At 34.0% G+C, this 13515-nt stretch carries 13 protein-coding genes and 1 pseudogene; 8 read left to right on the top strand and 6 right to left on the bottom strand.

Going from position 1 to position 13515, the window contains the following annotated elements:
* Window positions 1-435 precede the first annotated feature (435 nt).
* The 3 genes from HX049_RS13215 to HX049_RS13205 all read left to right on the top strand — a co-directional run bounded on the left by HX049_RS13215 (window position 436) and on the right by HX049_RS13205 (window position 3323).
* Entirely contained in the window at window positions 436-1137 is a 702-nt protein-coding gene (locus HX049_RS13215) for a LuxR C-terminal-related transcriptional regulator (RefSeq protein WP_286416390.1), read from the top strand.
* Window positions 1138-1235: 98 nt separating this feature from the next.
* A complete protein-coding gene (locus HX049_RS13210; protein WP_286416388.1) occupies window positions 1236-2075 on the top strand; it encodes a helix-turn-helix domain-containing protein in 840 nt (279 codons plus the stop codon).
* A 66-nt stretch (window positions 2076-2141) separates the two neighbouring features.
* Entirely contained in the window at window positions 2142-3323 is a 1182-nt protein-coding gene (locus HX049_RS13205; RefSeq protein WP_286416386.1) for a multidrug effflux MFS transporter, read from the top strand.
* Between the two features lie 111 nt (window positions 3324-3434).
* Here the strand turns inward: HX049_RS13205 and HX049_RS13200 are convergent, their stop codons facing one another.
* The 3 genes from HX049_RS13200 to HX049_RS13190 all read right to left on the bottom strand — a co-directional run bounded on the left by HX049_RS13200 (window position 3435) and on the right by HX049_RS13190 (window position 4809).
* Complete coding sequence (locus HX049_RS13200) at window positions 3435-3743, bottom strand: group II intron maturase-specific domain-containing protein (RefSeq protein WP_286416385.1); 309 nt, start codon at window positions 3741-3743, stop codon at window positions 3435-3437.
* Window positions 3736-3996 (bottom strand): reverse transcriptase domain-containing protein, encoded by a 261-nt coding sequence (locus HX049_RS13195; protein WP_286416384.1) that lies wholly within the window; start codon window positions 3994-3996, stop codon window positions 3736-3738. The genes HX049_RS13200 and HX049_RS13195 overlap by 8 nt, the downstream gene beginning before the upstream one ends.
* A gap of 369 nt (window positions 3997-4365) precedes the next feature.
* Window positions 4366-4809, bottom strand: coding sequence for a hypothetical protein (locus HX049_RS13190; protein WP_286416383.1), 444 nt, complete (start codon window positions 4807-4809; stop codon window positions 4366-4368).
* An 884-nt stretch (window positions 4810-5693) separates the two neighbouring features.
* Here HX049_RS13190 and HX049_RS13185 point away from each other — a divergent pair.
* From HX049_RS13185 to HX049_RS13170, 4 genes are all read left to right on the top strand, one after another.
* Window positions 5694-6560: a helix-turn-helix domain-containing protein gene (locus HX049_RS13185; protein WP_286416382.1), complete on the top strand. Its 867-nt coding sequence runs from the start codon at window positions 5694-5696 to the stop codon at window positions 6558-6560.
* 91 nt (window positions 6561-6651) lie between these two features.
* Window positions 6652-7971 (top strand): TolC family protein, encoded by a 1320-nt coding sequence (locus HX049_RS13180; RefSeq protein ID WP_286416380.1) that lies wholly within the window; start codon window positions 6652-6654, stop codon window positions 7969-7971.
* Window positions 7972-8132: 161 nt separating this feature from the next.
* Window positions 8133-9251, top strand: coding sequence for an HlyD family secretion protein (locus tag HX049_RS13175; RefSeq protein ID WP_286416378.1), 1119 nt, complete (start codon window positions 8133-8135; stop codon window positions 9249-9251).
* A 122-nt stretch (window positions 9252-9373) separates the two neighbouring features.
* Window positions 9374-10954: an MFS transporter gene (locus tag HX049_RS13170; protein WP_286416376.1), complete on the top strand. Its 1581-nt coding sequence runs from the start codon at window positions 9374-9376 to the stop codon at window positions 10952-10954.
* A gap of 104 nt (window positions 10955-11058) precedes the next feature.
* Here the strand turns inward: HX049_RS13170 and HX049_RS13165 are convergent, their stop codons facing one another.
* Window positions 11059-11922 (bottom strand): SDR family oxidoreductase, encoded by an 864-nt coding sequence (locus HX049_RS13165; RefSeq protein ID WP_286416375.1) that lies wholly within the window; start codon window positions 11920-11922, stop codon window positions 11059-11061.
* Window positions 11923-12152: 230 nt separating this feature from the next.
* Window positions 12153-12734 (bottom strand): Crp/Fnr family transcriptional regulator, encoded by a 582-nt coding sequence (locus HX049_RS13160; RefSeq protein WP_286416373.1) that lies wholly within the window; start codon window positions 12732-12734, stop codon window positions 12153-12155.
* A gap of 97 nt (window positions 12735-12831) precedes the next feature.
* Between HX049_RS13160 and HX049_RS13155 the strand changes: the two are divergent.
* Window positions 12832-13019: pseudogene (locus HX049_RS13155) on the top strand (nucleoid-associated protein); the annotation flags it as partial.
* Window positions 13020-13143: 124 nt separating this feature from the next.
* On the opposite strand, the gene HX049_RS13150 reads toward HX049_RS13155, so the two are convergent.
* Window positions 13144-13515: Rv1893 family protein (locus tag HX049_RS13150; protein ID WP_435793527.1), on the bottom strand; the 372-nt coding region annotated here is incomplete at its 5' end.

Genomic DNA, 13515 nt, shown 5'->3' with positions numbered 1-13515 from the left:
AATTATCCCAAATGTACTGCTTTTTATTCTTATACAAGTACATTAAACTTACTTATACTATCCTATCTCCTATATAATACCTAAGAATGTATAAAATTGTCCACTTTATTCTGTTAATATTTCAAATCGTTTATTCTAAACTTAACCTAAACTTTTCCAAAAAACAAAGCACACATAAACAACTATAATTAAACATATTACACAATTTAAAACATTAAAAGTATAGGCAAAAGTATAGGTAAAATTAAGCGGGTAGTCAGTGGGTAGGTTAGCTTTGTGCTAGGGGACAAAAGTCTCACTACCCTAAATACTACCTATCTCAAATTGTGAACTTTTTTAGGTTTTACACATCTTTGTAAACGACAACCAATAGCTTTCATGAGGCTTCCTATTCGTTAATTCAGCCTTTTTAACAAAACTCAAAACTTAAAAAATATGGAAACCATTAAAAACACCACATGGTTAAATCTATATAATAACCATAGTACAAAAAAGCAAAAACAGCACAAAGAATCAGAAGAACTATCTATCTACTTCTTTATTTTAGATTATACAAAAAGTACTGTCTTATTCGTTAATTCAGCCTTTTCTAGAATTACAGGTTACAACAACGATAAATTTGATTTAGACTTTTTGATTGATATTATTCATAAAGATGATTTGAATTATTTCTTTGAAAAAGAAGAACAAGGAACTAGTTTTACTAGTAAGATTCAATACAACGATCACTTTAGATACATAAAAAAATATAGCTATAGAATTATTAAGGCTGATGGTAATAGTATCAGAGTAGCTCAAGAAAGTCAAGCATTAGAAATAAATGAAAATGGAGATTTATCTAAAGCCCTTATTACGCACAAAATTATTAATCAAGATACTTTTTGTGAACATACAGATTATAAAATATTTGACAAAGTTCAGAATGTGTATTTAGATTTAAACAACAATTTTAATTTAACAAATAGGGAGCTAGAGATATTAACTTTAATCCGACAAGGACTCTCTAGTAAACAAATTTCAGCTTTATTAAATGTTAGTAATAATACCATTCAAACACACCGCAAAAATATACTAGCAAAAACAAGTAGTAATAGTTTTATAGAAGTGGTAAAAAAATTAAGCTATGCTGATTACTAGCAATACGCTGTTCAATAGAATAGTTATTTATAATCAGAGTAGATTAATCATATATTTAAAACAAACCATATCTTTGCTCCATACCTAAAAATAGTCCAATGTCTAAACAGCAGATTGTAAAAGCACAGCAATTTGACCAGAATGTACCCATTGAGTTCTTTATGATCGAGGATAATATCGAGCTCTTTAACTTTGATTATCACTATCAATGTAACTTCTATCAAATCTATTGGTTTACACAAGCTGATAATGCTTCACAGCAAGTGGACTTTGAGTCTTATGACATTACTGCGGATCAGATATGGGTGATCTACCCTGGACAAATGCACAATATCAATCCTAGTGGTATTAAGGGGTACTTCGTCTCTGTCAATAAAGATTATTTCAATAGAATAATCGCACAAGAGTTTAAAGAGCAGAAGTTCCGATTAACTCCTCCTTTGTGGTTTAAGCTTACCGAGGATAAGAAAGTCGTATTTACAGCTCTAATGACTTTATTTAAAGAAGAATGGAATACCCAAAAGCGCACACTAGTCTTAGAGAAATACCTCAACCTATACATCACCCATGTTCAATGTTTAAAAGAACTATCTAGTGATAACCAGCTTATGGATACTCGTGTACTTAAAGTACTCGAACTCATAGAAGAGCATTACACACAGCACTACCCTAATTCGTTCTATGCAGATAAGATAGCACTATCTGTCAAACGCATGAATGAATTAGTAGTTAGATCTACAGAGCAGACACTTAATCAGCACATTCACAACAGACTACTACTAGAGGCCAAAAGGTTAATTGGATATTCTGAGTTAAATATCCAACAAATAGCGGAGGAGCTTGGCTTCTCTGAAGTGAACTACTTCAACCGTTTCTTTAAAAAGAACAGTGGAGTAACTCCTCTTGAGTTTAGAAAAAAGGTGAAAAAAGTCCAATAATAAACGCTCTTTTGATAAGGTGTGATAGTAGAGACAAGACTACTTTTGCCCCATCAAAATATAAAAATGAACAAGTTAACAAAAGCGCAGTTTATCGTAGTGATTATTTTATCATTACTATCTGCTATCGAACCTTTTAGTATAGATCTGTACTTACCTGGTTTCTTAAAAATCTCACAGACCTTTAATACAGATCTAAAAAATGTACAGTTGTCCCTTTCTTTCTTTTTAGGAGGATTTGCTGCAGGACAGCTATTTTGGGGAATTATCTCTGATCGCTATGGTCGTAAACTTCCGACTATTGCCTCTTTAATCATCTTTATTCTAGCATCGGTAGCTTGTATCTATGCAGAGACCATAGAACAGTTCTGGGCAGCTCGATTCTTTCAAGCTTTTGCAGGGTGTGCAGGAGTAGTTATCGCACGTGCTGTGGTGAATGAGTACTACTCTGCTGATCAGAATATGAATGTGTTCTCACTATTAGCTATTATTGCTGGTGTGGCTCCTATTGTAGGCCCTATAGCTGGTAACTTTCTTATCAGTCACTTTGTATGGCAATCTACTTTTGTTACCTTAGTGGTACTTGGAGTGATTTGTTTGCTTGCTGTTATTTTCTTTTTGCCAGAAACACGCATCGTTACTGAGAAAGTAAATACCAATCTAATGTCTGACTTTAAAGAGATTGTCAAAAATAATGTCTTTGTCAAATATACACTAATTGGGAGTTTGACCTATAGTATCTTGATGATTTACTTAGCCAATGCACCTTATCTTATCATGGAGTATGGAGGAATGTCTTCAGATATGTTTAGCGGTATATTTGCTTTTAATGCCATTGGTTTAATCCTTGGGGCATGGCTTGCTAACTCTGTATTGTCACGTTGGTGGACTGTAGAACAAATAGTTAAATACACCGTGTATTTTGGTATCGCTTGGACAGTAGCCTTCTTAGTAATGTGTATACTTAAAGAACCTATACAAGCTTTACTAGTACCTCTATTTTTTATCGTACTCACACTAGGTGTATTATTCCCTACCACAACTAAGTTAGCCTTGGCTCCTTTTACTACCAATAGTGGTTCGGCATCAGCTTTATTAGGAACATTACAACTGTTATTTACCTTTATCATATCGGCCGTGACTAATGTTATTCCTGCAGATATTATGAGCCTTACAGCATATTCATTACTAGCCTGCCATCTGTTGTATTTAGGGTGTTACTTACTTAAAGAGAAACAAGCTGAATAATATAATTTTAATACTTAAAATTCAATAATCGAGTAAGAGGCTGAAGATTATTTCTTCAGCCGACCTCTCACACCACCAGGCATACGGTTCCGTACCATGGCGGTTCTTAATTTACGATACTTTTAGGTAAATGTCATTTAGAAATGTATAACCTGCTTTCCTTATTCTTGACCGAAGCCATTTATCTATACGCTTAATCTTATCTGACATATTTGCTAACTTGAAATAGGACACCCAACCTCTTACAAACATCTTTAATGTTTCTTTGAGTTTATTATATCCTTGTCCATTACTTATTTTAGTAATTACTCTTAGCTTATCTTTGAGTTTATTATAACTCTTTGCATGTACACATAGTTCCCACTGTTTGTTTTTATTGACATAAAAACTGTATCCTAAGAATTTCTTTCCCCTAAGCATATTCTATAGTAGTTTTATCTTTATTGACTTTTAAGTGCAATACTGTTTCTATAAATAGAGTTATACTCTCTTTTACACGTTCGCACGCTCTCTTACTTTTACAGAAGATTAAACAGTCGTCTGCATAGCGAACAAATCGATGTCCACGTCTTTCGAGCTCCATATCGAATTCATCAAGCATGATATTACTCAGTAATGGACTCAGAGGTCCTCCTTGAACAACTCCTTTGAGTACTCTGTTCGTATTTTCCATTTATAACCCCCAGAGTTTAGATACTTGTGTATAAGTGATATTACATGTGAGTCTTTTACCCGCTTTGACAGAAGTTCAATTAACCGACTATGACTAACTGTATCGAAGAACTTTTCTAAATCTAAGTCCACTCCTTATCCGATACTTTGAGCCTTATATAGTTTCTGTTCGTCAGGTCAAGGTTTTGCCGTAAGCTTCCTTCAGATTCCACCTCACGATGGCCCCCATTGCTATTGGCTAACACTTCCCACTGTAAAGGTGTGTTCGGGACTTGCACCCTAGAGTTATTGCCCATTCTGGGCACACCAAAAAAAAGCAACCTATAAAATATAGATTGCTTTTTTATCAATAAGGTGAACTTATCTGAAGCTATTTCTTAAAGCTCACTAATTCCATTTGTGAGATCTCCTTCACATTAATTGGACTAACTAGAGCTTCTGCTCTACTCAAATCAATGATTCTGTATCTCTTCACTTCTCCGTCGGCATCATTTTCTAGACTTATCATCTCACCTTCTAGTATCCAATTTCCTTTAGATTCCTCTAAACTGTATTTGTCAATTGCTTGATACTTTCCACCTTTCATGATATCAATTTCAATTAAAGACTTTTGGTATCTTTCTTTATGACTTCTACTCACTCCTTCTTGGAAGTTGAAATGAGCCACAATCCATGTTTTTTCAATATTAATACTATTAACACTTACTGCTTTGTCAATTACTAAGTTATTATTATCATCTGTACTACAGCTAGTTAATAATGAACTCATACCAATAATCAAAACTCCAATTAAAACTTGCGCACATCGTCTCATAATGTAAATAATTAAAAAAAATTAATAATAATCTTTTTTAATCCGTGTACACCTCCTCTCCCTCTGGAGGTATTAATACATCAACTGCCTTGCATTCCCCTTTTCGACGTTTTACAGCTATATAACATCACTGTAAATAAAATAAACACAATTAAGTTTACATAATAAAAAACAGACTAAAAAAGATCGTTTTTAAATACTAGGCAACTCCGACATTGTTACCTTATCTTTTACTTTTTCGAGACAAATATATAACAGCAATTTTCTTGTCAACATGACATAAATCATGAAAAAATCACACATTACCTCATATATTAATGAGATATCCTTAAAATAAAACCAATATTTCATACTTTTACTTTTCTTCACAAAATACAATAACCTTAATTCTATAAACTAAAAATAGTACTTTAACCTTATTAATAGTAACACATAATTTTTTACATTTTTTTAATCCAAATACAATAAAAAAAGAAATAAAATTTAGCTTAATTTTTTGTTGTTTTTTAAATGAAATAAGTTTCTAAAACATTAGATTAATTACTGAGTGAACTTTTACACCTGCCTTTGATTTCCCGTCTTTTGATTTACAACTTAATATTTCTTTTAAATAGACTTATGGTGCTACTATCAACAAACTTTACTTGTTTTTTAATAACATCTTTAACTCGGCTATCCGATATAGTATTTGTGTATTTATAAAGAAGTTATAATATAAATACTAAATTACCCCCCTTCCCTCTATAACTCCATATCCCGAAAATATTCCTACTCAGATTGCTTCTTTCAACAAAAATATCACACCAAATAAGCAAATATTCTGCTTACATATAAAGCTTATACTCCCTATTTTTTCCCTATCTTGCACCTATAAAACCATCCTTATGCTTCAAGGAAATATAGAGACAGCAAATTCTTCATTTATACATGTACAGATATACGATCAACAAAACATCTTTGATCATGCAAACTTTGGGCATCCTTATAGACCCACTCGTTCTTCCTTTCTATTCGTCAAAAAAGGAAAACTAAGAATAAGAGAACAGATTAATGAATTTGAAATCATAGAGAACTCTATCTTCCTTATTGATGTCAAATACGTATACGAAATCTTAGAGATAAGTCCCGATGCAGAACTGAGACTACTTAGCTATGATCGAAATTTCTTAGAAACTGCTTCTTTTAAGCTTCACCGATTAAAAGTATATAGAGATTTAAAAACACAATTACAACGCAATTTCCACATTAGCAAACAAGAACTAGAGATCTTCTGGACCAATGTAGAATCTCTAGGTTATTACCTGGAGCACTTCCACGAGATTGAGTATGGTCAATACATTATAGAAAATTATTTTAATATCATCCTCTACCACCTAGTAAGTATAGCCACGCCTAGAAGTGAAGATTCTATTAATCAAATGACCTCACAACAAAAGATCACATATAAATTCGTGATGCTAGTCTCTGATTATTACCTAGAGACCAAGTCTGTTCAGTTCTACGCAGATAAACTACAACTCTCTATTAGACACCTAAGTACAGTCGTCAAAGAAACTTCTGGAAAAACACCTATAGAAATCATTAATGAGTTTATATTTAACGAAGCTAAAGCACAGTTATCCACTACTACTTTGCCTATCAAACAATTAGCCACTAAACTTCAATTTAGTGATCAGTATGCTTTCGCTCACTTCTTTAAAAAACATCAAGGCACCAGCCCAACTCAGTATAGAAAGATGTTTAAGTTATAGAATAATACTTTTAAACATCTTTTTTGATATTCTTAATCATTTTATACCATGTACTACTGAGCTAACTTTGTCGGCATAAAGTACAAATAAAATGAAAAGAAATATTCACAAATACTTTTGTGGATTAGGCTTACTACTACTCTCATATACTTCAATATATAGCCAAGTAAGCGACCAAACACTTAGTATAGAACAAGCAGTGAACTTAGCGATGCAAAATCATCAACAATTAAAAGTCACTGCTTTAAACAAAAACATTAGCCAGCAACAAACCCAATTAATTAAACAACAACGCCTTCCTAATCTTGCCTTTACTGCCAATGCTTCCTATATAGGAGATGCGCTTATATTAGACCGAGATTTCAGTAAAGTCATGACTAAAGACATGCCTCACTTTGGCAATAGCTATGCAGTACAGGCATCTGAACTACTATTTAAAGGGGGAGCGATTAATAAGAATATAGAACTCGCTGAAATAGGTGAACAGCTTGCTTCTCTTGATCTTGTACAAGATCAACAAGCCATTAAGTTCTTAGTTATTTCTAACTACCTAGATGTATATAAACTAATTCATCAAGAGCAAGTTTATCAAAACAATAAAAGGTTAGCCCAAATCCGCCTTGAGAATGTCAACCGTTACTACAAGGAAGGAATGATGACTAGAAATGAAGTAATCAGAGGTGAACTAGTCCTTCAGAATATGGATCAAGCTCTGTTAAGTGTAGATAATAACCTATCGATTCTAAACTATAATTTGGCGATTGCTCTAGGACTGCCGATCTCAACTAAAATAACACCTAATGAAGCTCTTGTACACAGACCACTAGAAGGAGATTATAACTATTATCTAGATCTAGCCTATACGCAACATCCTATGATACAAAGAGTAGAAAAAGGAGTCGAAGCGGCACAAAAAAAGATAGAGATTGCCAATACAGATAAGTATCCTGCTCTTGCTGCAGTAGGTGGGTATAATATGAGTCGTCCGATCACAACAACTAATCCTGTGATGGATATGTATTCTAACGCTTGGCAAGTAGGGGTATCACTAACTTATAATATTGACAACTTATACAAGACGCCCAAAAAAGTCAAACTAGAGAAGCTTCAAAAAGACAAAGCTGAAGAAACATTCACCCTAGTACAACAACAATTAGAGATGGGAGTCAATGCAGCTTATACCAAATATGATGAGGCTATACAAAACGCTAATCTGCTAAAGAAAAGTCAGCAACTCGCACAAGAGAATTACAAAATCATAGAGGCTAAATACCTAAACCAATTGGCTATACAAGCTGAAATGACAGATGCCACTAATGCAAAATTAGAAGCCGAACTTCAGTACGCCAATGCTGAAATAAACGTATTATACCAATACTACAATTTATTAAAGTCAACAGGGACACTTTAATGCCCGCAGGACATTTAATTAAGAATTAGGAATGTTTAGCTACGCCATAATGTACTAATATGACGCGATATAGATTGTGTTTAATTCCTATCTAAAAGACAGGGCATAGAGACAACAACAAAATCACGACTTCACGATTTTACAAAAAAACAAAACAAGCAATGGAAAATAAAGAAAATACAACTACTGAACAACCAGTTCAAGCTCCAGTAGAGCAAATTGTAGAGGATAAAGCTAAAAAAGAAAAAAAGAAGAAAACAAAGATACTCTTAGTCAACACCCTAACATTTGCGGTAATAGGAATCGCATTCTTCTGGTTATTGACTAAATACTTTCACATCAACGATAGAGATTACACAGAATCAGCACAGGTAGAAGAGTTCATTAACCCTATTAATACCCGTGTATCTGCTTATATTAAAGAAATCAGATTCATAGAGCACCAACAAGTCAAAAAAGGCGATACACTTATTATCCTAGACAACAGAGAAATCTTAACGCAAGTAGAACAAGCCGAAGCAGCTTATCTAAGCGCATTAGCTGCTAAGAAAGTAACTAGCTCCTCTATACATACAGCATCAAATAATATCGGGGTATTTAGCTCTAATATTGAAGGTGCAAAAGCAAGATTGTGGAACGCTGAACAAAACAACAAAAGATATGAGAATTTACTACAAGCTGAGGCTGTTACCCAACAACAATATGATCAAGTAAAAACAGAGTACCAAGCTGCTAAATCTGCTTATGAAAGTTTAATAAAACAACAAAACACAACCAAACTTTCAGTATCAGAGATAGAAACACGTCTTGCCCTGAATGAAGCAGATATCAAACGTACAAAAGCGATGTTAGATATGGCTAAACTAAATCTATCATACACAGTAATTACAGCTCCTTATGACGGAGTGATGGGACGAAGACTAATCAGTGAAGGACAACTACTCTCACCTAGCCAGCAAATTACTACTATCGTAAAAGATAATGAGAAATGGGTAACAGCCAACTTTTTAGAATCTCAAATGAACAATATCCAAATAGGTAGTATTATCGACATGAGAGCTGATGCTGTAAAAGGAATACGCTTTCAAGGAAAAGTAACGGCTATCTCTGCAGCTACTGGTTCTAGATATTCTAGTATGCCTACGGATAACTCAACTGGTAACTTCGTCAAGGTACAACAGCGTATCCCTGTACGTATCGAATTTACAGATACGAATGATATAGAAAACATCGCTAACCTTAAAGCGGGAATGAATATGAATATACAGCTGGCTAATTAAGAGTTAACGGTGGACAGTTGACAGTTAACAGTCTTTACTCAACTTTAATAGTGAAATTGTCTTTCAAACAAAATCACAAACTCACAAAAAAAACGATTTCACGATTTCACAAAAAAACAAACATGTATAACAAAGGATTATTTCACTCTTGGGTACCAAAACCAGTCATGCTATTACTCATTGTAATCATAGCAGCTGTGTTCTGTAGTATTAGTGGAATATATACCACTAATATAACCAATATCGTGGGTAGTACTGGCTCGATGACAGAGTACTACCTATGGGCTAACTATGCCTATGCCATAGGTCTAGGTACGGTCATGCCTCTTATTGTTAGGATCAAAGCCCGATTCAGAACAAAAGAACTTCTTGTAACCTCACTCACTATATGTGGTTTATTATATTTGGTACAATCTACCACACATCAACCCTATATCATTATCGCCTGTTCTTATCTAATAGGAGTATTTAAAATGATGGGAATGATGGAAGTAGTATTACCCCTTATGATGCTCTTAAGTGTAGGAGGTAACAGAGGAATATTTTACAGTATCTACTACTCTGCCCTATTAGTTATCACCCAATTATCAGGTTATTTTGTAGCGAAAGTAAGCTTTATATTCAGCTGGCAAATTAGCTATATGAACCTAGCTATTATGTGCTTTGGAGCAGCATTGATTTGCATTATATTTCAGCATAACCAACGCTTTATGCGCAAGGTTCCTTTTATTTACATTGACTGGATTAGCATCCTTTTATTCAATGTGACATTCATGACCTTAGCCTATATCCTAGCTTTTGGAAAACAACAAGCTTGGTTTGACTCAGAGATCATAAGATATGCCTTATTATTATTTTGTATTCTCTTATTTATTTTTGTCATTCGCCAGCAGTTAATTAGAAGACCATTCTTACCTCTAAATGCCTTTAAGAAGAACAATGTAAGACACGGAACGATTATGTTATTGTGTTTAGGAATGTACCTTGCCACCGCTACGATACAAAATATCTTTGCCGTAGGTATATTAGGATATAATCCCATGACCAATGCCTCCCTAAATCTCTTACTGATTCCCGGGCTTATTACTGCGGCAGTTGTCTGTTATTATTGGTATAAAAACGAAATCCCTATACGCATTCTAGTCTTCTCAGGATTCTCTGCATTTCTTATGTACAGTGTGATGATGTACCTTGCTATGGCAACAGAGTTCAGCTATTCGATGTGGTATCTACCAATGTTCTTTAAAGGATATGGAATGGGAGTCATCTTTGTCACCACTTGGTATTACACCTTAGATAAGTTAGACTTAGCTAGTATGTTAGGACTGATCGGGTTTGCTATTCTATGGCGTACATTTATCGCTGTAGGGATCTTTAGTGCATTATACAGCTGGACACAATACCAGTTCCAAATACAGAGTCTAAACAACTTAGCCGTATACCTAGACGATGCCATGTTATTAAGGTCAGGGTCTGGTATTAATCTATCCCTTGTCCAACTAAACGGGGTACTCGCTGCCACCAAGACAGTATATGGGTATATAAATATCGCGGGTATAGGTGTATTATTATATGTATTATTCCACCACTACGGTAGAATACGCACACTGAAAACTCGTGTATATATCAATAAACTAGGTAATCTTATGATGAGCAAAAAAGATAAAGAGAGTATCGAGAATCAACTCCCTAACAATATATAGATTTGTACTTTTGAATCTCTAGTACACTGCTTCTTTTAAAGAACAAAGAACTAGAGATTCTTTTAATTTAAACCAAGGGGCAAACAATTTCTAACTCCTAATTTTTAATTCTTTCTATGAACTACACCTTCTTGATTAAAGAAATCTTTCAAACGATGCTCTCCATAACAAGGAGCAATATTATCCTCTTTCATAGCTGTTAGGAAGAATTCATAAGGTCCATAAGTCTTAGAAGAGGTAAATAGACGCAATAGCTTAATAATACATACTCGTATACAATCAGGAATATAGATAATCTTTTCTTTCTTACCCCATGCATTTAAGGCCAATAAGGCCAATTCTCTATGACTTACTATATCAGGACCTCCTACGCTAGACTCTCTTTGAGTCCCTTGCATCTTGTCAATGCAGACCTTAGCCAGATCACGTCCATCAATAGGGTTGAGCTTCTTATCCCCTTTACCAAATAAGTAAACTCTACCTGACTTAGCCATCTCTAAGAAATCGCGCATATCTGAAAAAAAACCATTAGGCCGAATTACTCTATAGTCTATACCTGATTCTTTAAGTTTATCCACAAAACCTTCCTTTGCCTGGAATATCTTTAAATGACGTAGTTTATCTCCATTGATGGCAGATACATATAAAAAGCGTTCTACATCAGTGATACACGCCTCGTGTAATAGATTTAAATTTCCTTGATAATCGACATCCATATAAGTCATTCCCTCTTTCTGACGGGTGATTCCTATGGTAGAAAATACATAGTCTATTGTATGTGTAACTCCTTTTATGCTTTGAGATGTTGTTATTTCTCCGATAAATACCTCATCAGCTAGGGCGACTTTATCGCGTTGTGAAGAGTTGCGGATTAAAGCTCTTACCCAATATCCTCTTGCTTTTAGTTCCTTCACTAATTCACCGCCTAAATATCCTGTTGCTCCTGCTACTAAAACTCTTTTGGTCATCTTACTTTGCTGTTTTTATTTCTCTACACAAAGTTGCATAACTAAACCCAAAAAAGCTCTTGACTATCGTCAAGAAAAAAATTACTTTTAATCCAGATTAAGCATTAACCAAATACTTCAAAACATTTCTACTTCATATCTGTTTCATTAACTCTAAAAAACATACTACAGTATACTTATATCACTAATTCAATCCTATTTTGTATAATTACTTTTCGTTTATATCTCTATCACTTAATCTGGGTTAAAACTCTAGCTTTGATTCTACTCAAGGTCTCTGGTGATACCCCTAAAAAGGTAGCGATATACTGCTGGGGTACACGTAAGAAAAGTTCTCCCTGATGAACTAATAGTTCTTTATAACGTTCTTCGGCAGATTGGGTAACAAAAGAGCGAATAATACGCTGTGCTGTTAATAATTCATTCTCTACAGCGATACGAGCGATAATCTCAAATACGGGAGACAACTTTAATAGCGATTCGATATTTTCTCTAGTTAATACACATAACTCTGTGTCTTCTAATACTTGATAATTCTCACTAGCCTTTACTTTATATGTAAAACTCTCACCCGCACAGATAAACTGTCCTTCAGTGTAGAAGAATCCCGTCTTATCTATTTCATCAACCTTATAATACAGCCTAACACAACCTTTAGTCACAAAATAGATTTCGTTAGATACATTTCCTTCTTGAAATAAGATCTCTTGTTTAGCATAACTTCTATAAACAATATGGGATATCAGATATTTCTGTTCTTGAAGAGTAAGTGGTGTATAGGTCTTGATATAATCTATAAGTTTGTTTTGCATCTCCATATACTTCTAAAATACAAGCAAGGTACAGAACCTAATTTTATTTTTAGAGCAATAAATCACTTATCTACTCCATTAAGGATAATTTATTATCCCTATCTCAAACAAAGCTGCTACAGAAACTCGCAAGAAATTCAAAAACGTAATCAACCTGGCCACAAATATCACAATCAAACTTGATTTTGTCAATCCAGAAAGTGCTGATCAGTTTATTGAAAGAGGATAGGACGAAAAAAAAAGATGTACTATTATTTATGCTATTTCAATAAAGAGATGAAAAACAAAAATCACAATATTTATTTTTACACATATTTACTCAATAGCGTCCTAAGTAAAAAAGGGGCTGTCTCATTTTGCTATGAGACAGCCCCTTTCTATACTTAAATAAATTTAAGACGCTATTGTCTTATTTAAAATCTTCAGAAGTATTCTGTAAGTTAGATTGAGTTTGATTACCAACTGATTCTATCTTTTCTGATACATTTTTACTTGTTTCTTGAACAGCATCTTTTGTATCACTTACTACATCAGAGATTTTATCTGATACCTTAGTAGCTTCATCTTTAGTATTATGAGATAACTCTTTAATTTCCTCTGCAACATCTTCTACTAAACCTTTTGCTTTATCCCACATATTACCTAAAAAATCGCTTGTTCTCTCCTTAGCTTCTTGAGCTATCTCTTTCATAGAATCTACTGCCCCTTCTACTTTATCTTGAGCATTGCTAGCTGTCTCTTTCATAGAATCTACTGCCCCTTCTACTTTATCTTGAGCATT

Source organism: Myroides odoratimimus (genome assembly GCF_030326305.1).
In the GTDB taxonomy this organism is placed as follows: domain Bacteria; phylum Bacteroidota; class Bacteroidia; order Flavobacteriales; family Flavobacteriaceae; genus Flavobacterium; species Flavobacterium odoratimimum_A.
Note: the sequence above shows the minus strand (reverse complement) of the source record. Positions and strands in the feature narration are given on the sequence as shown.